Genomic DNA, 26,632 nt, shown 5'->3' on the forward strand with positions numbered 1-26,632 from the left:
CTTTTTTGAATGTTTTTTTAAAGTTTTTTTCTGGGAAGTTTTTTTAAAGCATGTTATTTGTAGTCTTACATGTGAGCTACTATAGCTAGTTTATGGCTAATAGGAGTTGACATTTATATATAAAAACATTAGCACTGAATGATCACTGCTAATGTTTAGGGGAATTACCTTTTAATGATTTTAGCTATTTAGCTTCAATTAAGCCGTATTCGCCATCTTCTCGCTTGTATAGTACATTTGTTTGTCCATCTTCAGAATCTGTAAAGATAAAGAAATCATGTCCCAAAAGATCCATTTGAAGGATGGCTTCTTCAATATCCATAGGCTTGAGATCTACGTGTTTTGTTCTAACAACATGTGTTTCAACACTTTCTTCAGAGGGTTCGACTTCAAACGCTGTTGTGAACACTTGAGATGTTGGGGTTTTTTCGCGATGTTTTTTAGCAATTTTAGTTTTATTTTTACGAATTTGACGCTCAATCTTATCCACAACCAAGTCAATTGAACCATACATGTCTTGTGAAACGTCCTCAGCACGAAGTGTTACAGAACCAAGTGGGATCGTTACTTCAACTTTAGCTGTTTTTTCACGGTAAACTTTTAAATTGACTCTAGCATTTAGCTCTTGATCATCATTGAAGTACTTTTCAATCTTTGCAACTTTTGATTCGACATAGTTACGAATTGCGTCTGTCACTTCAATGTTTTCGCCACGAATACTATATTTAATCATAAGACACCTCTTTCTTGCGCTTAAAGCGCTTTCTATATTTATATTATATCGCTTTCAACGACTTTTGCAAGTTTTTACCACCATACTGACCACTACCTTGCCAAACTAAAACTAATGATTTCCTTGACACCATGCTCTTTTAAGACCTTTTGGGCTAGATAAATTGTCTGACCTGTTGTGTAAATGTCATCAACAATGAGAACTTTTTCAGGGAATTCGGTTACGGTTTTAACCGTAAAAACTTGTTGGGTTTGCAATCTCTCTTGCTTTGACTTGGATGATTGTGCTTGAGTATCTTCTTTTTCCAGTAGTGAGGTATAGGGTATTTTGGCGGCATCAAGTAAGGCTTCTACTTGATTAAAGCGTCTTGTTTTTAGCTTTTGATGACTTAAGGGAATTGGAACGATGACATAATCGCGATAGGGCAATAGCGCACGCTGAATAGCTAATGCAAACGGTTTTGCTAAGAGATAGTCTCCCTGAAACTTAAAAAGAGAAAAGTAATCCTTCATGGCTTGATTATAAGTAAAAATACTCTGGTGCTTGACGCTATTTCCTTTCATTTTCCACTGTTGACAGTCCTTACACCTCTTTGTTTCATGATTTTTAAAACAAGTCGGACAGTGCTTGTCGCTTATGGTTTCAAAAGTCTGGAGGCAGGCACTACAGGTCAGTTGTTCTGGCTTTTTCAATACTAATAAGTCTGTAAACTGCTTTTTGTCATTAGTGGGTTGCTGACAAATGAGACAGGTCATACAAAACCTCCTAACTGATTCATTGTTCGGATGTCCTTTTTCGTTTTTTGGATGGCTCTAGTAAGACCTTCATGAAAGAAAAATAAATCTCCTGTAGGACGCTCCATAGACCTTCCTACTCGTCCACTGATCTGAGTCAGACTGGAACTATTATACAAACGATGATGTGCCAACAAGACAAAGACATCCACTTTTGGAAACGTCACACCACGCTCTAGGATGGTTGTTGAAATCAGAATACGCAGCTGCCCCGTCCTAAAACGATCAACTTCCTCTAGCCGATCTAAGCTGGTACTAGCTACAAATCCAATCGCAACCTGGGGGAAGTGTCTAACGAGAATCTCTTTTAGCTGTTGACCAAATGCAATATCAGGAACAAATATCAAGAGTGGGTAATCAGTCCTTAGTTGCTTTGCCATATAACAGCGCAAGGTGGAAGGAATGAGACCCTGCTTTACTTTCTTTTCCAACTGGGACAGCCAGATGGTCTTAGGCTCAATCAAAGGATTGCCATGAAAACGTCTTGACAAGGTCAATCGATTTAATAGCCCTTGCTTGACTTGTCGATCCAACTCATCTGTTGAAGTGGCCGTCATGAAAACCATCATGCCACTGTCTTTTTTAGCTGTTCTAACCGCATGGTAAAGCATCTTATTGTCAAGATAGGGAAAGGCATCAACTTCATCTACTAAAATAAGGTCAAAACACTTGTAAAATTTTAACAGTTGATGAGTCGTAGCAATGACTAGAGGGGCACCACTGTAAGGTTTTGATTCTCCATGTAGGAGATCAATCGGACAGGAAAAATCCCTCTCTAATCGCTTGAACAACTCCAGACAAACGTCAATTCGAGGACTTGCTAAGCAAACGTGTCCCCCATTATCAATGACCTTTGCCACTAACTCATAAATCATCTCGGTCTTGCCAGCACCTGTTACAGCATGAACTAAAGTATCTTCTTTTTGAGAAAATGCCTTCAAAAGACCGTCTGATACCTCTTTTTGATAATCCGTCAACTGTCCTTGCCAGTTCAGACTTTGTCTTTTTGGAAGGTCTTTTGGCGGAAAATAGTACAAAAAAGCATCTTCTGTTAATCGCCCTAAACGAATGCAAGAACGACAATAATGCGTACCATCTGGTAGTTGCCAATCTTTGGCAATCTCATGGCTACATCTAAAGCAGGACAGTTCCCCTTTTTCCTTGGTAAAAGCTGGTAACTTTATCGCATTTTCTGCGTCAACAGCATCCAGTTCTGACACTGTAAACCAACACCCATTTTTTGTTTTAATAGCTTTCATCACTTATCTATTCGAACTTATCTGAAAAATATGATAAAATTTTTTTATGAATTATAAAACCATCAAACAAGATATTATTGCTGAAGAAGAGATTAAAAAATCACGCTTTATCTGCCAATTAAAACGTGTCGAAAGCGAAGAGGAAGCTCGTCAATTGATCGCCGCCATCAAAAAAGAACACTATAAAGCCAGTCACTCCTGTTCTGCTATGATTATTGGCGAAAAGGCAACAATCAAGCGTTCTAGTGACGATGGCGAGCCTAGTGGGACGGCTGGCATTCCGATACTGACGGTGCTTGAAAAGCATGACTTGACCAATGTAGTTGCGGTTGTGACCCGATATTTTGGAGGCATTAAGTTAGGAGCTGGGGGCTTAATTCGTGCTTATGCAGGAAGTGTCGCTAACGCCCTGACGCAGTCTGGACTCATCACCGTCAAAGAACAAGCTGGCCTTCAAGTGACCTTGACCTATCCTCAATATCAGATTTATGCTAATTTTTTAGATAAAGAAGGGTTAACAGAGGGCGACACTGTATTTCTTGATCAGGTGACTAGTCACATCTATGCCGATCCAGAAAAGATACCTGTTATCAAAGAGGCTTTAACAGATTTTTACCAAGGGAAAATCACTTATCAAAAGATAGAGCCTAAAATCGTCGAAGTCCCTGTCCATTGACCTCCTTATCTCAATCCAGAAAACGCACCGATTGAACGCTCTAACTTAAAGCGTTCAATCGGTGCGTTTTCTGATCTTAGAATTGTAAAAAGGCAAGGAGAGCCGATACCCATAAAACTGGTAAGTATCACAGAGAGTAAGAATGCTCTATCCTTGATGCCCTTATCTGGTTATTTATTTCAAGGGATTTAATCCTGATTTTTTAAGACTTGCAGGCTTTCTGCAATCCATTGGGGCATCTGATCGTTTAAGGGTTTAAATCCTGTGCAGTGGCGATTGTTCGAAAAGCGATGACGACGAGGCATTTGTTGACGCTCTTCTTCTAGTGTTCTCATGGATAGGCTGACTTTTTGTGTGAATTCATCAAGGTCAAGCACTTGAACAGTGACTTCTTGGCCAATAGACAGGGATTTAAAAATATTATCAATAAAGCCAGGTTTAATTTCTGAAATATGAACCAAACCTATCGTCCCATTATCTAATTGGACAAAAGCACCATAGGGCTTGATTCCTGTGATCGTTCCTTTGAGCTTGTCTCCAATTTTCATGATTCGAGAACCTCGATGGTTTCAATAATCACATCGTCAACTGGACGGTCTTGTGCTTCCGTTTCAACGGTCGCAATCTTATCCAAAACTTCAAATGAGGCTTGATCGACTAATTGCCCAAAGACAGTATGCCTACGGTCTAAGTGAGGCGTTCCCCCGTGCGCCACATAGGAGATCGCAACAGGCTCTGGCCAACCAGCCCGTGAGAGCTCTTTAGCACTAAATGATACTTTAGTGTTTTGAACGATAAAAAACTGACTACCATTGGTATTTGGCCCAGCATTAGCCATGGAAATAGCCCCACGTAGATGATAGAGTTGATCAGAAAATTCATCCTCAAATGAATCACCGTAGATAGACTCGCCACCCATGCCAGTACCTGTCGGATCACCACCTTGAATCATGAACTCTTTGATAATACGGTGAAAAATAACCCCATCGTAGTAGCCGTCTTTAGCTAGAGCAAGAAAATTAGCCACTGTCTTAGGGGCTTGCTTTGGAAATAGCTTCATCACCAAATCGCCATAATTGGTTTTTATGGTTGCCACTGGTCCTTCCACCGTCTCTAAATCTAACTGTGGTAATGTTAATTCTTTTTCAATCAAACCTAATTCCTCTAAGGCATGTAAAATGCCTTCCTCTTCAACGCTACCTGTTACAGCGTCTGCCTTTTCTTTTAATGCCTCAACAGCATTGCCCATAGCGATTTTAAGACCGACACGATCAAACATTTCCATATCATTAGGCCCATCGCCAAAAAAGAGCACATTTTCAGGTCTCAAACCTTCTTTTGCTAAAACATCGTCTAAACCAGATGCCTTTGAAAGACCTAGAGTGACCACATCTGATGAAACAGGATGCCACGGAATCAGGCGAACGTGATCTGCCAAGTTTTTGGGCAACTCAAGATTAGCATGATCTTTGGAAAAAGTCCACATCTGATAAACTGGATTGGTCAAATAAAACTCCGGTGCAACGTCTAATACCCCATAAACTGGTACTATGGCATCGTCTATAAAGGCTTTGCGAGCTGATAAGACAGACCTGTCCTTGCCGACAAAACCATAATCTAGCCCAATATGATCACACCAAGCCACAAAGTCAGCCACGACCTGCTGCTCTATCGGTAAATCAGCCAGTTCATCACCCTTACGATCAATGACATAAGCCCCATTAATGGTGATAAAATAATCAGGGTCAAGGTCCCGTATTTCAGGAACAACACCATAAGGAGCACGGCCACTAGCAATACCTGTTAGGATATTTTTGGCCTTTAGCGCTTTAAAAACCGTTGTGATTGACTTGGGCATATAGCCGGTGTCTTTGACGCGCAGGGTGTCATCAATATCGAAAAAGACAGCTTTAATTTTTTTAGCTTTATATCTTGTTTTAGCGTTCATCCATTTCTCCTCATCAATACTTAAATGCTCAACAAAAATAACGATAGACTAGGGTAGGAGGTAAGCACAAGAGAACCTGAGATTCATCAAAGCAAACACCACCTTGTGTTTTTTAAAAAATCCTAAAATACTATAGACTATTATTGTACCATAATCATTAGTCTTCTTGGGGAACCAAGTGGTGCCTAAAGGCATAAACGACTGCTTGAGTTCGATCATCTACCTGCAGCTTGGCTAAGATATTTGAGACATGAGTCTTGACCGTTTTTAAGGAGATAAACAGGGTATCTGCAATGGTTTGGTTATCATAGCCCTTAGCCAGTAAATGTAAGATATCCTTTTCTCGAGCCGTCAACTCTTCATGGAGAGCAGGGTGATTTTCGTGATGCTTTAACTTTTGCTCGACCTCTGTCTCGATGGCTAACTGACCCTTAGCAACCTTACTAATCGCATTCAATATTTCTGGTGCATTAGAAGTCTTTAGCATATAACCCTTAGCACCTGCCTGAATAACAGGGTAAATTTTTTCATTGTCAAGGTAAGAGGTCAAAATTAAGATCTGAGCACTTGGCCATTCTTTTAAAATCTGCAAGGTCGCTTCAACTCCATCAACCTCTGGCATCATTAAGTCCATAACAATAACATCAGGTCTCAATTCTAATGCTTTGGCAATCCCTTCACGCCCATCGCTGGCTTCTCCAACAACGACTATCTCTGGCTGAAGATTCAAAAAGCTTTTTAAGCCTAGACGAACCATCTCATGGTCATCAATCAGTAAAACGGTTAATTGTGTCATCTCTTTCTCCTACTAAGGGCAAAATAATGGTCATAATCACCCCTTGATTGGGGGCTGAAATCATTTGAAAACTACCTGCCATATCAGAAACACGCTCTTCCATATTTTTCAAGCCGTAGCTGATTTTCTTAGCTTTTTCCACATCAAAACCAACTCCATTATCAATCATCTTAAGCTGAACAGAACCTGAAGTCTGATAGAGGTAAATATCCAGTTGACTAGCATTTGAGTGTTTCAAGGTATTGCTGATAAATTCTTGGATGATCCGAAACAGATGATTTTCAATAGGTTTAGGAAGGTCTTGTAATTGTTCTTTAAAGTTAACTTGAATAGCGCTTTTGTCCCTCATTTCCTGCAAAATGAGTTCTAAGCCTTGCTTTAGGGACTTGCCTTCTAACTCAGTTGGTCGTAAATGCAAGAGCATGATGCGTAGATCATTTTGAGCCTTTGTTAATATCATTTCTGTCTGTCTTAACTGTTCCTGTAAAAGATCTGGTACTACTTGCCTTAGGTTATGTGAAATGCCCGATAAGATCATAGTCGCCGCAAAAAGTTCCTGACTAACGGTATCATGTAACTCTCTAGCAATGCGCTTTCTTTCTTCTCGGATAATGCTTTCTTTTTGAGCGAGTTGTGTATTTTCAGTGCTTTGCAGCTGTTGGGTCAAGGTCATGGTTTTATCAGACAATTGACCAAGCAGCTGACCCAAGTCATCATCCTCAGCTTGAATCGGCTGGTTATGAAGAATGCGCCTTAGGTCTTTAAAGACATGACGATGAAAATGATGATTCAATAACATTGACGCAAAAAGCAACATGATGGTCAAGGAGAAGGTCAGCAGTACTATCGAAAAACTAAATTGTTTGAAGCGATCAATGTCCAAAAGCACATCGTTTAAAGAAATGGCAAAGGCATCTAAAATTAAGGTTACAATGGCAAAAACAATGATTGCAGCATAGAGAAATAGTAAGACAATAGAAGATTTTTTCATCGGCTCACCACTTCCGTATCACCTGCCAGATTACTGACAACAATTTTGACACGCCGGCTACTGTTATCATAGTCATCGCTACGTAATTTGATGGTTTCATTTCTCAAGTCATACGGGAGATCATCAAAAAAGGATACCCCGCCATAGATAGAACTAACTGTCAAGCTCACAGAGACATCAATCGGCACCACAATCTTGGTCGGGCCATACACTTTTCGAATCAGAATCACATTGTCTTGATGCCTTAAAATGACTTTAGACAAATCAATGGTGTCATTACCGCTCAGGCGAATCACGTCAATATCATCAAAATAGTAAACATCAGATACCACATCATCAGCCCCAAACCATTGATTGCGGTACTTGGTCATGGTAACTGGTCGTGTTTCAAAGGATAAGGTGGCTAAGCGATTGTTTTTTCGCACCTGAGAGAAGTGGTTTAACATCATGTAAACAAAGCCTACGATCATAGCCAAAATGACGTAAGGGTTTAGCATGATAATCAAGAAAAAAACAAGCAGACAAGCCGTCAACAAAAAGTTAGCCTTATCAGTGCTATTATAAAATTTTAGGGCCAACAAAGTCATTATTAAAATAGCAATGAAGCGTGGCACATCATCTGCTAAAATTGTCATCATCGCCAAAAGCAATAAAACCGCTTCAACGATGATAAAAAACTGAAATTTACGCATAAAACCTCTCTGTTATCACTAGGGCTGATCCTCAACAACAAGCAATAGAGACTAGGCGACAACGCTCGAGTTAAGACTAGGGGTATCAAGGCAAGAACCTCTCTTTTTAAGTGTTAAAGAGTTAGTTTATCACAAATGTATCAAAAGAGCATCGGACTTTAGACTTACAAAAAAAGGATTTCTAGATTGTCGTGATACGCAAAATCCAGAAATGCCTTTTATTGGTATAGAATCAACATGAGATCGTATAGCGGGCTGCATTGACTGATTGCTGTTGAAGGCCAGCCTAAGAAGTTAATTATCTTGTTAGGCTTTGGCGTTGTCGAGGATTGATGACAAGAAAGTTCTCCAGCTAAAGCACTCAATCAAGTCAGTCCGTTTGAGCATTACTTTCTGTTTTGTTCTCTGTTGATGGTTTGGTATTTGAAGGATTTCTAGAGCTATTGGCATTGGGTTGGCTATTACCACTTGTGGTTGCCTGAGACGATGACTCCGTAGTCGCTGAAGCATCCGCATTATTCAAATAAAGCGTGACAATCGTCGCCGAAGACAGCTCAACCGAAGTTCCTGCATAAGGATATTGGGCATAAACAATCGCAGATGATGAAGCTTTATCAGAATCCGTCTGAATTTGTGAGGTCTTGAAACCTAAATCCAATAAGGTATTCTTAGCATCAGCATAACTATAACCAACTAAAGATGGTATCACTACCTTAGACGAGGTCGCAACCTTGAAAGTGATTTTTTGACGACCTTTGGGATCAAAACGCTCTCCAACCTCAGGTGTCTGACCGATGATGCTACCAGGCTCATGGTCGTCACTCAAGACCTCTTTTTTGATGATTTGATTGTTATCTAAGCCATAGGTCTCTATCAAGTCCCTGAGAGCATCTCTATAGGACATCCCTGTGTAATCAGCTATACTAAAGCGTTTGGTTCCTTTTGAAACCGTGACATTGACTTCACTACCTTCTTTTTTAGTAGAACCTGATTTTGGTTGAGATTCAATGACCTTGCCTTCTTCGACAGAATCGCTCTCTTTTTGAGAAACACTGCCTAGTAGCAATCCTTTTTCTTCCAGAGTGGCTTGAGCTTCTTGGACAGTCTTACCAGCTAAATCCGGAACGGTAACATTGTCATTGCTACTGGTCATAAAAATGAAAGCAATTCCTGCTAGTAATAAGACCGTAAACAGGATCAAAAGGCCAAACAAGCGTTGCCAAAGAGGTTTTTTAGGCTTTTTACCCAAAGGTGATACTGGCGAAGTAGCCTCAGAAGCGACTTTTGTGGCTGGTGCTGGTGTTGCAGCGACAGGCTTAGGTGTTTCTTTGACTGGGGCTGACTCAATTTTTGGCAAAGTTTTCGTGTCAGCAGTCTCTTGAAAGACTAATTTTGACTCTCTGGAGCGTCTAGGATCTAAAGCAGTTGCCAAGTCCTGATACATATCTGTCGTTGAGACATAGCGATCAGAAACTTTTTTGGCTGTTGCCTTGATGACAACATTTTCTAAGGCTTGTGGAACATTTCGATTTTCAAAAATAATGGATGGTAGAGGCTTTTGAAAATGCTGAAGAGCAATCGTCACTGCACTATCCCCATCAAAAGGAATATGGCAAGTCAGCATCTCAAATAGCATGATCCCCATAGCATAGATATCACTTTGAATCGTCGCTTTGGAGCCACGCGCCTGCTCGGGTGATAGGTAATGAACACTACCTAACATTGAATTGGTCTGCGTAAGGCTCGTCTCTGCAAAGGCTACAGCAATACCAAAGTCTGTCACCTTAGCCACACCATCTTTGGTTAAAAGAACATTTTGTGGCTTCAAATCACGGTGAACAATGCCTTTTTGGTGGGCTAGCTGCATGGCCGACAGCACTTCGCTCATGATACGAACCGTCTCGGCATTTGAGAGTGGTGCGTGCTGCTGAATGTATTTCTTCAAATCTGGCCCATTAACGTACTCCATGGCCAAAAATTGTTGCCCGTCTTCTTCACCAATGTCTCGAACCGCAACGATGTTAGGATGGCTCAATTCAGCCATAGCTCGTGCTTCTCTTTGGAAGCGTGCTACAGCAATCTGATCCGTTTGATAATTGGTTCGAAGAACCTTGATTGCCACCTCTTCATTATCTAATATCAGGTCATGCGCCAAATAAACATCAGCCATACCACCACGACCGATTGCTTTTAGAATCCGGTAACGTCCAGCAAATAATTTACCAATTTGGATCATAAAACACCCTCCTCGCTATAAGCAACTAAGACAACTGTAATGTTATCTAGCCCTCCAGCTGCATTAGCAGCATCAACTAGACTGGCTACTTTTTCTTTAAGGGGCTTATCCGATAAGATAATCGCTAGCTTCTCTTTTCGAGTCACCATATTGGACAAGCCATCACTATTAACCAAGATAAAATCACCAGTCTCTAAGGGCTGAATGCCTAGATCAATCGTCAATGGGCTTGCTTGACCAACGGATTGTGTGATGACATTTTTTTGAGGGTGAACAGCCGCCTCTTCTTCTGTTAGTTGACCAGCTTTGATCAATTCATTAACCAGCGAATGATCACTGGTTAACTGATAATACTGCCCGTCACGAATCAAGGCAATCCGAGAGTCACCAACATGAGCATACAAGACAACATCATCCACAAAAGCCAAGACTTCAATCGTCGTTCCCATGCCACTATAGGCTTCGGACTGACCTAGAGCATGAATTTTTTGGTTTTCAGCCTCAATCGCTGAAAGCATCCAGTCACGAATGTGATTCAGATCAGTATAATCTGTTTCTGACCATTGCTGACCCAAGTCTGTTACCGCTAACTCACTAGCAATATGACCGGCACGATGTCCTCCCATACCATCAGCTAAAATGATCAGTCTAATACCACTTTGATTTTGATAATGATTTACAAAATCTTGATTATTAGAACGCTTTTTTCCAATATCTGTTAAGAGTGAAATTTCCATAATCGTTCTGTCTTTCCTGACGACTGCCAGCTTTCCTCCTTCAAATGATTAGGCTTTCTTTCGCAACTGTGCAATGAAAAAACCATCTGTCTGATATTGCTCGGGTGTGATTAATAGACAACCATCAACCTCAATATCTTTTTTATCATGATGCAAAGCAACTTGTTCAAAATCAGGATGATTGTCTAAAAAAGTCTTGATCACTTCTTGATTTTCTTCCCTAAATATAGTGCAAGTACTATAGGTTATTATACCACCTTTACGCAAGGTTTGACAAACACTAGCTAGAATCTCCAGTTGGATGGCTTGTAGATTTGCGAAATCCTGGAGGTTTTTCTGGTATTTGATATCGGGTTTACGGCGCATTAAGCCCATACCAGAGCAAGGTGCATCAACTAGGATTTTATCAAAATACTCTGCTGGAAATACCCTTGCAGCCTCTCTTGCGTCTAATACTTTGGTCTCAATCCTATCAGCCAATCCCAAGCGTTTAGCATTTTCTTGAACCAGAGCTAACTTATGGTCGTATAAATCAAGTGCCATAACTTTTCCAGACGTTAAATCAGATGCGATATGAACGGTTTTACCACCTGGTGCAGCACAGGCGTCCAAAATCATTTCCGAACCCTCTATGCCCAAAGTTGGTGCAACCAGTTGACTGGTCTCATCTTGGATGGTAATAGCTCCGTTTTTGAATGCTAAACTAGAGGCAAAGTGTCCTGATGATTTGGTCAAACCAACTGGTGAGAGTTGCGAAAGCTCTGCTTGAAAAGTTTCCTTGAATTCCTCAAGACGGCTAGCGTCTGTCACACGGATACTGGCTTTATTACGGTCAAAGAGACTGGCAAAAATCCGCTCTGCTCTTTCTTGACCGTATTGCTCAATCAATTTTTTGACCAACCAAACAGGCAGGGAATATGTGATTGAATAACGCTTATTGACACGCTTGATGGTATCAAAATCTGGCAAGTCTTTTGACGTTAATTGACGAAGAACAGCGTTGACCAACTTCTCTGCTCCTCTTTTGTTGCCTCGATTTTTAGCGATGTTGACCGCATCATTCACCACCGCATGGGCTGGTATTTTATCCAGATAAATCAACTGATAAGCACTAAGCAGCAATAAGTCATAGACCCATAGCTCCAGTTTATCCCTGTCTTCAATAAAATGCGCCAAATACCATTCTAAGGTTATTTTGCGCGAAACAGTCCCATAGACAAGCTCGGTAATCAGCCCCTTATCCCTATCATCATAGTAACGATTCGTAAGCAAGGTATTAAGAGCAATATTGGTATAGGCATCTTCATGAAAGACCTTTTCCAGAGCAATCAGAGCACCGCCACGCGCCATTTTTTTCCAATCATTCGCCAAAGGTATCACCAACTTCTAAGTCACGTCCAAGACCATTCAAAAAATCGGAAATGCTCATCTGCGGTTTTCCAAAAGGCTGTACGCATTTGAGAGATAGAGCACCAGCACCTGTTGCCACAACCAGCGTTTTTTTAGTTTTAGCAATAATCTCCCCAGGCTGTCCTTGCCCATCAACCAATTCAACCTCAGCTATTTTAAAACGTTGGTCATTCCAAAGGGTGTGAGCAATCGGCCAGGGATTTAAGCCTCTGATGAGATTAAAAATCTCACGATTGGACTTACGCCAGTCAATACGCTCTTCTTCTGCTGAAATATTTGGCGAAAAGGTTGCCTGTGACGCATCTTGGGGCTCTGGTTTGATCTTGCCAGCGATATAGTCTGGCAAGGTCCTCAAGAGCAAATCACGTCCAAGAATTGCTAGCTTATCGAACAGCGTTCCTAAATTATCCTCATCCGTAATGGGGATGGCAGCCTTGGCAATCATATCTCCAGCATCCATTTGGCGAACCATTTCCATAATGGTAATCCCAGTTTCATGATCACCATTGATAATGGCATACTGAATCGGCGCTCCCCCGCGGTATTTAGGCAAGAGCGAGCCATGCACATTAACGGCAAAACCAACCGAATCCAAGAGCTTACCAGGTAAAAATTGTCCAAAGGCAGCCGTGACGATGCCGTCTGCACCAAGAGCCATGATAGCTTCCATCTCTTGACTGCCAGATAGTTTTTCAGGTTGATAGACTGGAAGATTATTCGCCAAAGCCACTTCTTTTACCGGTGCCATTTTAATCTCTTTTTTACGACCAACAGCACGGTCAGGCTGGGTGACGACGGCTAAAATGTCGTACGAACCATCAGCGATGATGCCTTCCAAAACGGTTGCCGCCAAATCAGGCGTCCCCATAAAAATTAATCTTGTTTTTGTCATTTCTTTCTCCTTTTAAGCTCTTAAACGCCAATCACATCATCTGCTGTGGCTCATGATCAATACTCACACGCAGTTGTTTATTTTCTGGTTTTTGTGCCCATTCTAAGAGCGCATTTAAGGCTGTCTCTAACTGTTTCTCAAAGCGATACTTGATGATGATGTGATAGTGAAATTGATTGTGTGTTCTAGCAACTGGCTTTGGCGTTGGCCCCAAAAATTGGGCCTGATCAGACAAATGACCCTTCAAACCTTTTAAAACCTCATAAGACTTCCGAACAAGCTCTTGTTCGTCTTGGTGAGATAGGGTTATACCAATGGTGTAGTAATACGGAGGGTAACCCATTTTGTGTCGAATCTGCATTTCATACTGGTAAAAGCTTTGATAATCTTGCTTTTGAGCCAAACGAATGGCGTAGTGATTAGGATTATAGGTCTGAACCAATACCTCTCCTGCCTTGTCTGCCCTACCAGCTCTACCAGCTACCTGCGTCAGTAATTGAAAGGTTCGCTCACTCGCTCTAAAATCCGGAAGATTAAGCGAGGTGTCCGCATTCAAAACACCGACAAGCGTCACATCAGGAAAATCCAGTCCCTTGGCAATCATTTGTGTTCCTAGAAGGATATCAGCTTCATGATGGCCAAAAGCCTTTAAAATCTTTTCGTGAGCACCTTTACGACGAGTGGTGTCAACATCCATTCGCAAAATACGAGCTTCTGGCAAAAGCTCTTGTAACTCCTCATAAGCCTTTTGAGTTCCTGTACCATAATAACGAATCTGCTGACTCTGGCATGAAGGACACTGCCTAGGAATCGCTTTTTGATAATCACAGTAGTGGCAGTTCATGCTCTTGGTGTCCATGTGAAGGGTCAAGGAAATATCACAATTCGGGCATTGATCAACGTAGCCACACTCACGACACATCACAAAACTAGAATACCCTCGACGATTAAGGAGCAGCACGACTTGTTCTTTTTTGGCTAGTTTCTCTTTGATTTTATCAAGTAAGACAGGGGTCACGTTGCTGCTTTGTTGCTGACCAATATAGTCTCTAAAATCAATGACCCTTACTTCAGGCATACTGGCGTTAGGATTGGCACGGGTTTTTAATAACAAGAGTTTATAAACACCCTTACTAGCACGCGCCTTACTTTCAATAGAAGGCGTCGCCGATCCCAATACCAGAGCTGCTTTATGGGTCTTAGCTCTCAATAAAGCCACATCTCTAGCATGATAGCGTGGGTTTGACTCCTGCTTATAAGTCGCTTCATGCTCCTCATCAATAATAATAGCACCAATATTCTCAAGTGGCACAAAGATAGCTGACCTTGCACCAACCACTACCTTTGCTTGACCAGATTTTATTTTTCGCCACTCATCAAACTTTTCCCCATCAGAAAGACCTGAATGCATGATGGCCACCTGATCGCCGAAACGCGATATAAATCGTGTTGTCATCTGAGGCGTTAACGAAATTTCTGGCACTAGTACAATAGCTGTTTGATTGGTTTTCAACACACGATCAATCAGGTGTAAATAAACCTCTGTCTTACCAGAACCCGTTATTCCCTCTAGGAGAAAAGGGGTGGCATTTTCTTGACCAATCGCTTGGCTAATGGTGTCAACAGCCGCCTCTTGTTCAGGATTGAGCGCCAAAAAGGCACTGCTCTCAATCCTTTCAAAATAACCTGCCGAACGTTGTATCTCTTTTTGACGCTCAAGCAGAGCCCCCTGCTCAATAAAGTAGCTCACAATAGCCGCTGAATAACGTTTTCTCAGGTCACTAACCTTGATGGAAAATGGCATCTCTTGTGATAAAAGCCAATCCTTAAGCGCCTGCCGCTTCTTAGCACGACTAGAGATGACCAAATCTAAAAGCACTGCTTTATCCAAGTCTAGATAAGTCTCAAATTTTAATCTCTTTCTATCCGTTGCCAGATAGTCCACCAAAACTTGCTTGGTCGCGATCAAATGATTGACTTGTTTAAGTCTAGTCTCTGGAACATCGCTATAAGAAAGGCTATCCAAATCACCAAAAATAGCTTGTTTGAGCTCATCTGGTAAGTCTTTGGCAGGGCGTAAACGCTTCTCATATTGAGAATTTAAAAGACTGGGAATCATGCTTTTAAGCAGGGTTATCTTATAAGAAAAGACGGTCTGACGCAAGGCATCAGCTAGTTGTAACTGTTCCTCATTTAAAACAGGCTCTAAATCAAGCACATCAGCAATCGGCTTTAAACCTTCTTGTGTCAGAGTTTCCTCTAAGGACACCACAAAACCTTGGAGGAGACGATTGCCATTACCAAAAGGAACATGAACCCTCGAGCCAACTTTAACCAAGTCTTCCAAAGACTCTGGAACCAGATAGGTAAAGGGTTTATCTGTCTGCATCAAGGGAATATCTACAATAATGTGTGCCTGCATAGTTCTCCTTTTTTCAAGTATAACTCCTTAACGTTCAAAATAATAATGCTGTCATGAGAGAGGTCGGTTTTGTCTTTGATTTCGTCGTCTCGTCTAGGGTGATTTTTTCGAGATAGCACTAATGATTCTTGTCTCCCAATATTGAAAAAAGCTAAGATTGCCATCAATCTTAGACTTTTTTCCCTTCTTCTTGCTCTTCTTTAGCGATTTGTTCTTTAATTTTGCGTTCTTCTTCTTCTTTGGCAAGGCGCTCAAGTTCAGCCTGACGACGAACAGATTCGCGCTTGGCAACTGGATCAGGGTGGATGGTAACATAACCCGCTTCAATTTCTTCTAAGGCTCGAAGCGTTGATTTTTCAGCCTCGAATGCCTTGGTCGCCTTAGCACCAGCTTCTAGCTCATGGGCACGCTTGGCTTGCAAAATCACCAAAGAGTATTTTGAAGGCACTTTATCCAATAGTTTATCAATAGAAGGTTTTAACATCATAAGCCTTTGTTCTCTTTTCTAACTCTTATTTTTTTGTCTTGGCAATCATCTTATCATAACGACCGATGACACGCTCTACACGAAAATGCTCCGCCTCAATAATACGTTTGACACGCTCAGCAGCCAGCGACACTTCATCATTAACAACAGCATAGTCATACTCTCTCATGAGAGCGATTTCCTCACGCGCACGCTCAATACGGCGGGCAATAACTTCTTGACTATCCGTGCCACGACCCACTAGTCGACCTTCCAATTCTTCCAGATCTGGCGGGGTTAAAAAGATAAACACACCATCTGGAACTTTTTGCTTAACTTGGATGGCTCCTTGGACCTCAATTTCAAGAAAAACATCAATCCCCTTATCCAAAGTTTCATTGACGTAGGTCAGTGGCGTGCCATAATAATTGCCAACGTACTCGGCGTATTCTAACATTTGCCCCTGGCGAATCAGCTCTTCAAATTCTTCACGGGTTCTAAAGAAATAATCAACACCATCAACTTCACCTGGTCTTTGAGGACGTGTCGTCATTGATACCGAATAATCAAACTGATGATCGGGTGTTGAAAAAATTTCTTGCCTAACTGTCCCTTTTCCAACACCAGATGGCCCTGAAAAGACAATTAACAAACCACGTTCAGACATGACAGCCTCCTTCAAAAGTATTTCTTTACCATTATACCAAACATGAGGGATATTTCAAGCTAATTGAATGGCTGATCATACCAATCGCATGAAAACCTTCTCTTAGCCTTTTTGTGCTTTAGAGGGCAAAATGGCTACCAAATGATTGACAAAGTTCTTTTCTGTTGAAATAACAACAATACAGCAATTTTCAAATAAAATCTCACAAGTTGGCTACACTTCTTTTAAACAATGGCTTTCTAACATTGATTCAATCCACTACACTTACAGCATAAAACCCCAAAATATGACCTCAAATATGGCTATATTCTGTCATACCATTAGATAATTTGTCGAGGTCTCTAACGTGCTTGATAGTGTCCAAACCATTTTCAAGAAGAAAAGAGCGGGAGCATAACCGCATTCTAATGAATTGTCGATTGACTCCCACTCTCCTTATTTGGCATAATCAACAGCACGAAATTCACGAATAACCGTTACCTTGATGTTACCAGGATAATCTAAATTATGTTCAATTTTGTCACGCACCTTGTGCGATAAAATAGTGACCTGGTCATCACTTAATTTCTTAGGATGAACCATGATACGAATTTCTCGACCAGCTTGGAGAGCAAAACTATTTTGAACACCCTCAAAGCTTGATGCAATAGCTTCCAAGTCACGTAAACGTTTGATATAGTTTTCCATTGACTCGTTACGTGCACCTGGACGAGCGGAACTTAGGGCATCTGCTGCTGCAACTAGGACTGCAATGACGCTCTCTGGCTCAACATCCCCGTGGTGGCTTGCGATAGTATTGATAACAACAGGATGTTCTTTGTATTTACGAGCAAACTCTGTCCCAATCTCAACATGACTACCTTCAATTTCACGATCGATAGCTTTCCCCATATCATGCAGAAAACCTGCGCGACGTGCCAAGGAGACATTTTCGCCTAATTCACCAGCCATGATACCAGCCAATTTTCCGACCTCCACAGAATGTCGAAGAACATTTTGTCCAAAGGAAGTACGGAACTGTAAGCGACCCATCATCTTGATCAGATCAGGATGAAGGTTTGGGGCACCGATATCATAAGCTGCTTCTTCACCATACTCACGAATACAATTATCCAGTTCTTGGCGATTTTTTTCGACCAATTCTTCAATACGAGCAGGATGGATACGCCCATCTGAAATAAGCGCCTCTAAAGTCATCCGTGCAATTTCACGACGAATGGGATCAAAACCAGATAAGACAACGACTTCTGGCGTATCATCGATGATAATATCAATCCCAGTCAAACTTTCTAAGGTACGAATATTACGGCCTTCTCGACCGATAATACGACCTTTCATGCTATCATCTGGCAAATGGACCGTCGTGATGGTATGCTCTGTAACATACTCCCCAGCCATACGTTGCATGGCTTGTGAAAGGAGGTCTTTGGCTATTTTGTCAGACTTGGCTTTGATTTCTTGCTCAGACTCACGAATCCTAGTCGCAATGTCTTGCGTTAACTGTGATTCTGTCTCCATTAAGATGACCTCACGTGCCTCAGCAATAGTCATGTGTCCAACACGCTCTAATGCCTCACGCTTTTCATCTTCTAATTGACTGATTTGATTTTCACGTTCATCGATATGTTTTGACCTATCAAAAAGGCTCTGCTCTTTAGACTCGAGTGTTTTTTCCTTGGCGGCTAAATTTTCATCCTTACGGTCGAGCGAATAAGCACGTTCTGTTAAACGATTTTCTCTTTCTTTAAGCTCTTGTTTATCAGCTTTAAATTCCCGATCAACATCTTCTCGATACTTGCTAGCTTCTTCTTTAGCTTCTAAGAGAAGCTCTTTTTGATGAGCCATGCCTTCTCTCTCTGCTGTTTGACGAATAGCTTGCGCTTCCATCTCTGCTTTTCCTCGCAGATTAACAGCATCTTGTTCAGCATTCAACACTGTCAATTCCGCAGCTTCTTTTAAAGACTTCATCTTTAAAGTTATGATAGCGTAACCAACAGCTAAACCAATGAGGGCAAAAACCAATGTTATAATAACTTGTAACATCTTATTTACCTCAAAATTCTAAGGTTTTAATCGTATTAAAACCACTTTTAAGTCTATCATATTTTCAAATTTTTCACAATGAAAAATGAGATAAAAGACCTCTCTTAAAAATTATGGTATGATTAGTTTGGAAAAGAAATGGAGGCTTTTATGTCAAAAGAAGTTATCGTTGAAAGTTTCGAACTTGATCACACTATTGTCAAAGCACCCTATGTGCGACTCATTTCAGAAGAAACTGGACCAATCGGTGATATTATCACAAACTTTGATATTCGACTGGTGCAACCCAATGAAGATGCCATCCCAACTTCTGGGCTACATACCATTGAGCATTTACTAGCTAAGCTAATTCGTGAGCGTATTAATGGCTTAATTGATTGTTCCCCATTTGGCTGTCGTACTGGTTTTCACCTGATCATGTGGGGAAAGCAAGATCCTGTAAAAATCGCTAAAGTCATTAAGTCATCACTGGAAGCAATCGCTACAGGAACTTCTTGGGAGGATGTACCAGGAACAACTATCGAATCCTGCGGCAATTATAAAGATCACAGTTTGTTTTCAGCCAAAGAGTGGGCAAAATTGATCTTAGAAAAAGGCATCTCAGCCAATGCTTTTGAACGTCAACTCGTCTAATATAGTGGGTTGAAAATAGATTAGAACAAAGTATAGAATAGCTAACATTATTAGCGTTTATCAAAATGATTCATCAATGTCCTAATCTTAATTCAAATAACTATATTAACCAAACCAAAAGCAAAACCTAATCTTCTGCAACCATTGTCTATAGAAAAAAAAAGAGGAAAAGACCTCTTTTTTCGTTTTCTATTTATTTTAAACATCAATCTGGACTAATGAACAAACACTAAGATAAAACGAGATAAGTCAACGTCTATTCTTTTGTGTTTAGAGTGCCTTAGTAGTCTAAAGCATCAGCGTTACCTGGTTTATTGCCCACAAAGTAACCAGTCTTGGCATTGATGGAGAATAAGTAAGTCCCCTCAGGGGTAAACATATTGTAATAACCATTCCCATTGACAATATTAACACGCTCTAAGATATAATGATTCCCTGAAATATGGCCTCTTGCCTGAGCCGTAGCAACAATCGTCTCAAGGATACCTGGATTAAACTGCCAAGCAGGATTTCCAGAGTCAGCAAGGGCATCTTGATGATAAGGAACACGGCTAAGATGTCTCTGAAGTCTGGAACTATCGTAATGTGACAAACCATAAGGTGACGCAGCTGGTGCAGAAGCTTGGTGATCGTCAGCTGGAGCTTGCGGCTTTTCTTCTTTTGGAGCAGGCGCTGTTTTGGAAGACCCCTCACCTGATTTTGCATCAGACGAACCACTGTCTCCTTGGCCTTTTAATTCATCTCTCCCTTTTTTAACCGCTTTTTGCAACAAATTATCCAAGGTCGCATTACCAGTATTCAAGATTTCAACCGATAAGTCATCAAAATTGCTATCTGCCTTAGGTTTGATAGACTCAATGAGCTCACCATTGACAATAATGTCACCGTCAAATTTAGCATTGACAGCTTGAATGCCATCCATTTGCTCTTTCAAACTATCATACTTCTCCTTAGCCGCATCATAAAACTTGGTTTTCTCCAACTTCTTAAGAAGTGTTTCTAACTCAGGGAGTTTTCCAAATGCTTCATTTTTCAACTTGGTTGATGCCTTATCCGCAAAGAAAGTACGGTAGTTTTCTTCAAAAGTCTCATTATCTTTAATGGCTTGGGCAGAAGCACCTTTTTCTGAGGCATCAAGTGTTTTTTGGCTACTTTGTGACGTCCCTGAAAGTGTTTTTTGAGACTGCCACTGATGAATGGCATAACCGATGCCAGAAATCGCCAATACTAAAAGGAGCAAGCCTCCTAAAATAGCTGGTTTCTTTTGGTAAAAGGGCTTGTCATCTAAGCCACTAAAGTCATTTAAAACAGGCGATGTCTCTTCTCTCAAGACACCTTCAACCGATGAGGAATCACTAGTAGGCTCATTTAGAACCTCTTGTGCACCAGATTCGGTAGCACCCATGACTTCTGGTAGAGAAGCTGCTGGGTAGCCCTCAAGCTGATGACCAACCGCTTCACGTTGTTTTTTGATAAAGTCATCAAGCGTAGCCGTATCTAAGGTTTCGAGTTGTCCATCTTTGGTTTCAAATTTTCTTGCAGCCACCTTATCAGGATGTTGTTTGATGTATTTATCCAGGACACTGTCTTCTGCTGTCACACCAGCCTTGAGCTCAGCATCTTTTCTAACAGCCTCACCGATGGTCAAGTCCTTAGCTTGATCAAAGTCTAAGTTATCATTTTCTTTCGTCATACAAGTCCTCTCTCATTAGCCACTTGGCGTTTAACACGCTGGCCAAAATATTGATACAGGTCAACTTTTAAAGTACCATTATATAATTTTCGTTTTTTATCAGCTTGACGACCATACTTGGTCTCAAAAGCCTCATCACTGGTCAATATAAACTGGCTCCAGGTTTTTAAAAGGGCAAAGGTCTGACCCATTTCATTATACAAAATGTCGATGGCTTTGTCATCAAGAAGACGTTCCCCATAAGGAGGATTGGAGATGATAACACCGTTGATTTTATCCGTTTTAAAATCTTGGAGTCGCATTTGTTTCCAGTTAATCACGCCAGAGAGTCCAGCTTCTTCAGCATTTTTTTGAGCAACAGCAATCATGCGACCATCAATATCAAAACCTGAAATATCTAATTCGAGATCATAATTAGCCCTTTTTTCAGCTTGATCACGGATTTCTTGAACCAAATCCTTAGGCACCCAAGACCATTGTTCAAAAGCAAAGTCACGATTAAATCCCGGAGCGATGTTCATGGCAAGCATGGCAGCCTCAATGCAAAACGTACCAGAGCCACAAGTCGGATCAACTAGAGGTTTATCCGGATACCAGTTGCTAAGCATAAGGATTGCAGCTGCCATATTTTCCTTGATCGGAGCGCCTCCTTTGTCAACACGATAACCACGCTTAAAGAGACTAGAGCCCGTTGTGTCAATCATAATCCGTGCTTGGTCCTTTAAAATCGATACCTCAATCTTATACTCAGGACCATTCTCCATCAAGGGAATATTTTCTGGACGATGGTAAATCTTTTGCAATTTTTTAACGACTGCTTTTTTAGTAATGGCTTGGACACTGGGTTCGTTATGAAGCTTAGACTTGACACACTTAGCTTTTGCAATAGGAAACGTAGACCCTAAGGGTAAATAATTCTCCCAATCCAAGTGATAAACACCCTGAAATAATTCTTCAAAGGTTCTTGCAGGAAATTGACCCACCACGATTTTAATCCGATCAGCCGCACGCAACCACAAGTTTGTTTCAATAATGGTTTTGAGATCACCTTGAAAATGAACCTTCCCATTTTCAACGTGGCAATCAATACCTAAGTCTCTTATTTCTTTTCCGACAACTGACTCAAGGCCTGCTGCTACTGTTGCAATCAACTCAAATGTCTTTTTCATCATTACTTCTTTCACTATCAAATAAAAGCTAGCCTAAGCTAGCCAAACCTATTATGTAATTTTCTATAAGCCATGTTTTGTTCAGAAGCTGACTAGGTATCCGCTTCCTTGATAATCATCTGTCTACTGCTTGTTAGCAGTCAAGATAGTTCTGTTCGTCTTCCAGCTATCTCATGCCCCGACCAAAGTTTGGGTTGCTAGCTTGAGGGGTTTACCGCGTTCCACTTTCTGAGTTTCCCCAGAAACTTCGTCACTGTGGCACTTTAAAGGTTACTATGACCTATCCTAAGACTTAGCCAGTTTACCTGCCGTAATATGTCATTAACATATCCCTAGGCTTATTGTTTCGCCTAGCACAAACACTACTGGCATCACAGCCAGTGCTAGCATGGACTTTCCTCATGGTATTTAAATACCACGCGATTATCCGAAAATCACATTAATCTACAAACAAGTTATTCTGTAATTTGTTTGCCAAAAACCTCTTTTTCCAAGCGACTAAGACGTTTTAAAATATCAAAGTTTGTCCCTGGGTTATCAGTTGTATTTGACGAGCCATCGCCTTTTCTATCTCCCAAAGATAGGCCTAGTCGGCTACCCTGTGTTTGGGAAGTCGCTTTTTTCAAGCGAGCTTTTAGCTGCTCATTTTCTTCCCTCAATGTTTCAATCATGCTAGCATAAGTCTCGTAGTCCTTGATGACATCATCTAAAAACTCATCAACTTCATGTTGATCATAACCACGCATCACTTTTTTGAAATCTTTTTCGACAATTTTTTTAGGGGTATTGATAATACTGGTCATTCTTTTCTCTCCAAAACGTATCATTCTATTGGTCTGTTAACACGAGCGGTTAATCATAAACTATAATACAGAAATGACACGAGAAAAGCAAGTCTTACCCTCTATTTTCTCAAGTCTCATCCATAGCAAGGTCGTTTAAATCATCAAAGTTCAACTGATAAATGCTGTAGTCCGAGTCTAGCATCATCTGATAAAGGTACTTTAGGCTGGTCTCATGTTCCTCATCGTAACAAAAATAGGCTGCATCAGTGTTAGCCAAAAGAAAGCGATGGTATTGTTTGAGTTGATCAGGATTCTCATAGCTGTCAAAGCTATATTTCACAAAGTCCGCCTGTTTAAACGCCACTAATTTCTCTTGATTAAAGGAACTCCAGCTGTCCCCGTGATTGCTAAAGCAAAATAGGCTCGCTAGTTTCAAATCATAGTCCTTAGCCATTTCCTTGGCAACCTCCAAGACCCAGACTTCAAAGCCTAAGTTTCCTGTAAATACCATCCACTGTAAGCCTTCTGAGCAAAACCTCTCTAAATCTCTCCGAATCGCTTTTTTGATAATCCTAATACGAGCATCATCGTCTTTAAAAATCCCTAAATCAAAGCCGCGATAGCCTGATACTAAAAGAGTTCTTATCATGGTGTTGTCCTCTTAAAAATGTGATATAATGGTAGGTGTTTATTTTATCATATCTTGGAGTGCTTTAGGAGAAATATGGTCAACTACCCTCATGGTATCACTCAAAAAACACGGCAACATCAGGACTCCAAAAGGAAGTCAGCCACTAGTTTTGCTAACCGAGGCATGTCCTTTGAATCGGCAATCAATGCAACCAATGCCTACTATCTAGCACATGGTCTTGCTGTGATTCACAAAAAACCAACGCCTGTTCAAATCGTTAAAGTGGATTACCCCAAACGAAGCCGTGCTAAAATCGTCGAAGCCTACTTTAGGCAAGCCTCAACAACCGACTACTCCGGTGTTTACAAGGGGCATTACCTTGATTTTGAGGCAAAAGAAACCCATCAAAAGACAGCCATGCCTTTGAAAAATTTTCACGCTCACCAAATTGCGCATATGAAAACTGTTTTGGCTCAAAAAGGTATCTGTTTTGTCTTGATGCATTTTTCAGCCTTACAAGAAACCTACTACCTGCCTGCCAAACACCTGATTGATTTTTACCAATCTGAAAATGGTAAAAAGTCTATGCCACTAGAGGTCATTCGAAAAAATGGCTTTTACATCGAACTCACAAGCTTTCCTCAGGTCCCTTATCTTGAGATTGTTGAACAACATTTTTTAGGTGGAATTTAAAAATGAATATTATGTCGAAAATTGCTAAATATGCCCTCTTAGGGATTGCTGGCCTTGCTCTATTAGGTCTCCTCGCAGGAGGACTACTCTTTACCTTCTACGTTAGCACAGCACCAAAACTATCCGATGCTAAATTAACATCAACGACTTCCAGTCTTATCTTTGACAGTAACAATAACTTGATTGCGGATTTAGGAGCTGAGAAACGTGAAAATGTGACATCAGATAACATCCCTATCGATTTGGTTAATGCCATTACCTCAATTGAGGACCATCGCTTTTTCAAGCATCGTGGCATTGATGTCTATCGTATTTTAGGAGCTGCTTGGAATAACTTGACTAGCAATACCATGCAAGGTGGGTCTACTCTAGACCAACAACTCATCAAATTGGCGTATTTCTCAACCGATAAAGCTGATCAAAACTTAAAACGTAAAGCCCAAGAAGGCTGGTTAGCTTATCAAATGGAAAAAGAATATACCAAAGAAGAAATCCTAACCTTCTACATCAACAAAGTTTATATGGGAAATGGTAACTATGGGATGTTGACGGCTGCCAAATCCTACTTTGGTAAAGATTTAAAGGATTTATCCATTGCACAAGTAGCCTTGTTAGCCGGCATTCCACAAGCCCCTAGCCAGTACGACCCTTATAGCAATCCAGAAATTGCCAAAAACCGTCGAGACACGGTGATTTCTGAGATGTATGAACTCAAAAAAATCACTAAAGAACAGCATGACGCTGCCATTGCCACACCTATCAACGAGGGCTTGCAAGAGCTACGACAAGAAGCAAGCTATGAACCTTATTTTGATAATTACCTTAAAGAAGTCATCCAGCAGGTCAAGGCTAAAACTGGAAAAGATGTCTACACCGCCGGTCTTAAGGTACATACGAATGTCAACTCTGATTTTCAAAAATTTCTTTGGGACATTTACAATACCGACACCTATGTTTACTATCCTGACGATGATTTCCAAGTTGCATCAACCGTCGTAGATGTCACCAACGGTCATGTGGTGGCACAATTAGGAGGACGTAAGCAAGAAAATGTTTCTTTCGGAACCAATCAAGCTGTCTTAACAGACCGTGACTGGGGTTCAACCATGAAACCCATCACTGACTATGCTCCAGCTATTGAAAATGGTATTTTCTCTGCTACCTCAGCTAACATCCAAGATACTCACTACACATGGCCTGGAACAAATCAACAAGTCTATAACTGGGATCGTAAATACTACGGTAATATGACTATCCAGCGTGCTATTCAAGAATCTCGTAATATCCCTGCCATTAAGGCACTTAAAGAAGTTGGGTTGAAAAATGCTCAAAATTTCTTAAAAGGATTAGGAATTCAGTACCCTGAATTACATTATTCCAACGCTATTTCTAGCAACACCAGTAGTAATGACCCCAAATACGGCGCAAGTAGTGAAAAAATGGCTGCTGCTTATGCTGCCTTTGCTAACGGTGGTACTTATTATGAACCCATGTATATTAGTAGCATCGAATTTAATGATGGTACCAAAGAAGACTATTCAGCACCTGGCACACGTGCCATGAAAGCTTCTACCGCCTATATGATGACCGATATGATGAAGTCAGTCTTGACCTACGGTACAGGTACTAATGCTTACATCAGAGGTCTCTACCAAGCAGGTAAAACAGGGACATCCAACTATTCTGATGATGAGTTGGCCAAAATCGAAGCCGAAACAGGTATTTATAATAGTTTTGTTGGGACAATGGCTCCTGATGAAAACTTTGTTGGCTATACCAATCAATACGCTATGGCGGTCTGGACTGGCTACAAAAATCGTCTAACACCTTTATATGGCAATATGCTTAACACTGCAACTCATGTCTATCGCACCATGATGTCTTACATCACTGGTGGTTACAGTGAAGACTGGATCATGCCTGATGGTCTATATCGCAGTGGTGGGCATGTCTATCTCAATAACTATAAAGGAAATAATCTTTATAAGTATGATTACAGCACTAGCAGCGAGACCCCCCCTACTTCAAGCGATGATCATCTCAATGAAAACAACACCACTACCCCTTCAAGTAATACAGCCACAAACCAAAATCCAGCAATCCAAAATAGTAACAACACTGGCTTACCACAAGGAAATAATCAAACTGACCCAAATCAAGCTGGCTCTCAACTAACACCTCCAGCTAATAATCAATAATACGAAAGGCAACCAGCATCAGCTAGTTGCCTTTCGTATTATTAAACAATAGCGTAGCCAGAAGTCTT

24 protein-coding genes and 1 other RNA gene are annotated in these 26,632 nt (G+C 40.9%); 4 read left to right on the plus strand and 21 right to left on the minus strand.

Going from position 1 to position 26,632, the window contains the following annotated elements:
• Positions 1–184: 184 nt before the first annotated feature.
• From hpf to ACMZ6Z_RS05680, 3 genes are all read right to left on the minus strand, one after another.
• Complete coding sequence (gene hpf / locus ACMZ6Z_RS05670) at positions 185–733, minus strand: ribosome hibernation-promoting factor, HPF/YfiA family (RefSeq protein ID WP_416131637.1); 549 nt, start codon at positions 731–733, stop codon at positions 185–187.
• Positions 734–825: 92 nt separating this feature from the next.
• Positions 826–1,488, minus strand: coding sequence for a ComF family protein (locus tag ACMZ6Z_RS05675; protein WP_416131638.1), 663 nt, complete (start codon positions 1,486–1,488; stop codon positions 826–828).
• The gene (locus ACMZ6Z_RS05680; RefSeq protein WP_416131639.1) at positions 1,485–2,786 is read right to left on the minus strand and encodes a DEAD/DEAH box helicase; all 1,302 of its coding nucleotides are present in this window, start codon (positions 2,784–2,786) and stop codon (positions 1,485–1,487) included. Before ACMZ6Z_RS05680 ends, ACMZ6Z_RS05675 begins: the two co-directional genes overlap by 4 nt.
• A gap of 46 nt (positions 2,787–2,832) precedes the next feature.
• Between ACMZ6Z_RS05680 and ACMZ6Z_RS05685 the strand changes: the two genes are divergently transcribed.
• Positions 2,833–3,462 (plus strand): YigZ family protein, encoded by a 630-nt coding sequence (locus tag ACMZ6Z_RS05685; protein WP_416131640.1) that lies wholly within the window; start codon positions 2,833–2,835, stop codon positions 3,460–3,462.
• A gap of 188 nt (positions 3,463–3,650) precedes the next feature.
• On the opposite strand, the gene ACMZ6Z_RS05690 is transcribed toward ACMZ6Z_RS05685, so the two are convergent.
• The 13 genes from ACMZ6Z_RS05690 to ACMZ6Z_RS05750 form a co-directional block, all read right to left on the minus strand.
• A complete protein-coding gene (locus tag ACMZ6Z_RS05690) occupies positions 3,651–4,010 on the minus strand; it encodes a S1 RNA-binding domain-containing protein (protein WP_416131641.1) in 360 nt (119 codons plus the stop codon).
• A complete protein-coding gene (locus ACMZ6Z_RS05695; RefSeq protein WP_416131642.1) occupies positions 4,007–5,410 on the minus strand; it encodes a Cof-type HAD-IIB family hydrolase in 1,404 nt (467 codons plus the stop codon). Before ACMZ6Z_RS05695 ends, ACMZ6Z_RS05690 begins: the two co-directional genes overlap by 4 nt.
• Positions 5,411–5,567: 157 nt before the next feature.
• A complete protein-coding gene (locus ACMZ6Z_RS05700; RefSeq protein WP_416131643.1) occupies positions 5,568–6,206 on the minus strand; it encodes a response regulator in 639 nt (212 codons plus the stop codon).
• A complete protein-coding gene (locus ACMZ6Z_RS05705) occupies positions 6,178–7,197 on the minus strand; it encodes a sensor histidine kinase (protein WP_416131644.1) in 1,020 nt (339 codons plus the stop codon). Before ACMZ6Z_RS05705 ends, ACMZ6Z_RS05700 begins: the two co-directional genes overlap by 29 nt.
• Positions 7,194–7,889, minus strand: a complete 696-nt coding sequence (liaF, locus tag ACMZ6Z_RS05710) for a cell wall-active antibiotics response protein LiaF (RefSeq protein WP_416131645.1) — start codon at positions 7,887–7,889, stop codon at positions 7,194–7,196. The genes ACMZ6Z_RS05705 and liaF overlap by 4 nt, the downstream gene beginning before the upstream one ends.
• Before the next feature lie 370 nt (positions 7,890–8,259).
• The gene (pknB, locus tag ACMZ6Z_RS05715) at positions 8,260–10,125 is read right to left on the minus strand and encodes a Stk1 family PASTA domain-containing Ser/Thr kinase (RefSeq protein ID WP_416131646.1); all 1,866 of its coding nucleotides are present in this window, start codon (positions 10,123–10,125) and stop codon (positions 8,260–8,262) included.
• The gene (locus tag ACMZ6Z_RS05720) at positions 10,122–10,862 is read right to left on the minus strand and encodes a Stp1/IreP family PP2C-type Ser/Thr phosphatase (RefSeq protein ID WP_416131647.1); all 741 of its coding nucleotides are present in this window, start codon (positions 10,860–10,862) and stop codon (positions 10,122–10,124) included. The genes pknB and ACMZ6Z_RS05720 overlap by 4 nt, the downstream gene beginning before the upstream one ends.
• A gap of 48 nt (positions 10,863–10,910) precedes the next feature.
• Positions 10,911–12,233, minus strand: a complete 1,323-nt coding sequence (gene rsmB, locus ACMZ6Z_RS05725; RefSeq protein ID WP_416131648.1) for a 16S rRNA (cytosine(967)-C(5))-methyltransferase RsmB — start codon at positions 12,231–12,233, stop codon at positions 10,911–10,913.
• The gene (gene fmt / locus ACMZ6Z_RS05730) at positions 12,223–13,164 is read right to left on the minus strand and encodes a methionyl-tRNA formyltransferase (RefSeq protein WP_416131649.1); all 942 of its coding nucleotides are present in this window, start codon (positions 13,162–13,164) and stop codon (positions 12,223–12,225) included. Before fmt ends, rsmB begins: the two co-directional genes overlap by 11 nt.
• Positions 13,165–13,195: 31 nt before the next feature.
• Positions 13,196–15,586 (minus strand): primosomal protein N', encoded by a 2,391-nt coding sequence (locus ACMZ6Z_RS05735; RefSeq protein WP_416131650.1) that lies wholly within the window; start codon positions 15,584–15,586, stop codon positions 13,196–13,198.
• A 169-nt stretch (positions 15,587–15,755) separates the two neighbouring features.
• Entirely contained in the window at positions 15,756–16,073 is a 318-nt protein-coding gene (gene rpoZ / locus ACMZ6Z_RS05740) for a DNA-directed RNA polymerase subunit omega (protein WP_416131651.1), read from the minus strand.
• A 25-nt stretch (positions 16,074–16,098) separates the two neighbouring features.
• On the minus strand, positions 16,099–16,719 hold the full coding sequence (gene gmk / locus ACMZ6Z_RS05745) for a guanylate kinase (protein ID WP_416131652.1): 621 nt from the start codon (positions 16,717–16,719) through the stop codon (positions 16,099–16,101).
• Positions 16,720–17,154: 435 nt separating this feature from the next.
• Positions 17,155–18,762 (minus strand): ribonuclease Y, encoded by a 1,608-nt coding sequence (locus tag ACMZ6Z_RS05750; RefSeq protein ID WP_416131653.1) that lies wholly within the window; start codon positions 18,760–18,762, stop codon positions 17,155–17,157.
• A 150-nt stretch (positions 18,763–18,912) separates the two neighbouring features.
• Here ACMZ6Z_RS05750 and ACMZ6Z_RS05755 point away from each other — a divergent pair, with 150 nt between their 5' ends.
• Complete coding sequence (locus ACMZ6Z_RS05755; protein WP_416131654.1) at positions 18,913–19,395, plus strand: S-ribosylhomocysteine lyase; 483 nt, start codon at positions 18,913–18,915, stop codon at positions 19,393–19,395.
• Between the two features lie 280 nt (positions 19,396–19,675).
• On the opposite strand, the gene ACMZ6Z_RS05760 is transcribed toward ACMZ6Z_RS05755, so the two are convergent.
• The 5 genes from ACMZ6Z_RS05760 to ACMZ6Z_RS05780 all read right to left on the minus strand — a co-directional run bounded on the left by ACMZ6Z_RS05760 (position 19,676) and on the right by ACMZ6Z_RS05780 (position 23,688).
• The gene (locus tag ACMZ6Z_RS05760; protein WP_416131655.1) at positions 19,676–21,088 is read right to left on the minus strand and encodes a cell division site-positioning protein MapZ family protein; all 1,413 of its coding nucleotides are present in this window, start codon (positions 21,086–21,088) and stop codon (positions 19,676–19,678) included.
• A complete protein-coding gene (locus ACMZ6Z_RS05765) occupies positions 21,085–22,257 on the minus strand; it encodes a THUMP domain-containing class I SAM-dependent RNA methyltransferase (RefSeq protein ID WP_416131656.1) in 1,173 nt (390 codons plus the stop codon). The genes ACMZ6Z_RS05760 and ACMZ6Z_RS05765 overlap by 4 nt, the downstream gene beginning before the upstream one ends.
• 61 nt (positions 22,258–22,318) lie before the next feature.
• An RNA gene (gene rnpB / locus ACMZ6Z_RS05770) (RNase P RNA component class B) lies at positions 22,319–22,692 on the minus strand.
• Positions 22,693–22,712: 20 nt separating this feature from the next.
• Complete coding sequence (gene gpsB / locus ACMZ6Z_RS05775; protein WP_416131657.1) at positions 22,713–23,060, minus strand: cell division regulator GpsB; 348 nt, start codon at positions 23,058–23,060, stop codon at positions 22,713–22,715.
• 109 nt (positions 23,061–23,169) lie between these two features.
• A complete protein-coding gene (locus ACMZ6Z_RS05780; protein WP_416131671.1) occupies positions 23,170–23,688 on the minus strand; it encodes an SLOG family protein in 519 nt (172 codons plus the stop codon).
• A 78-nt stretch (positions 23,689–23,766) separates the two neighbouring features.
• Here ACMZ6Z_RS05780 and recU point away from each other — a divergent pair, with 78 nt between their 5' ends.
• A complete protein-coding gene (gene recU, locus ACMZ6Z_RS05785) occupies positions 23,767–24,366 on the plus strand; it encodes a Holliday junction resolvase RecU (protein WP_416131658.1) in 600 nt (199 codons plus the stop codon).
• A 2-nt stretch (positions 24,367–24,368) separates the two neighbouring features.
• A complete protein-coding gene (gene pbp1a, locus ACMZ6Z_RS05790; RefSeq protein ID WP_416131659.1) occupies positions 24,369–26,564 on the plus strand; it encodes a penicillin-binding protein PBP1A in 2,196 nt (731 codons plus the stop codon).
• Positions 26,565–26,632: the final 68 nt, after the last annotated feature.

Origin of the sequence: Streptococcus pluranimalium (genome assembly GCF_047785705.1) — a bacterium.
Lineage (GTDB): Bacteria > Bacillota > Bacilli > Lactobacillales > Streptococcaceae > Streptococcus > Streptococcus pluranimalium_A.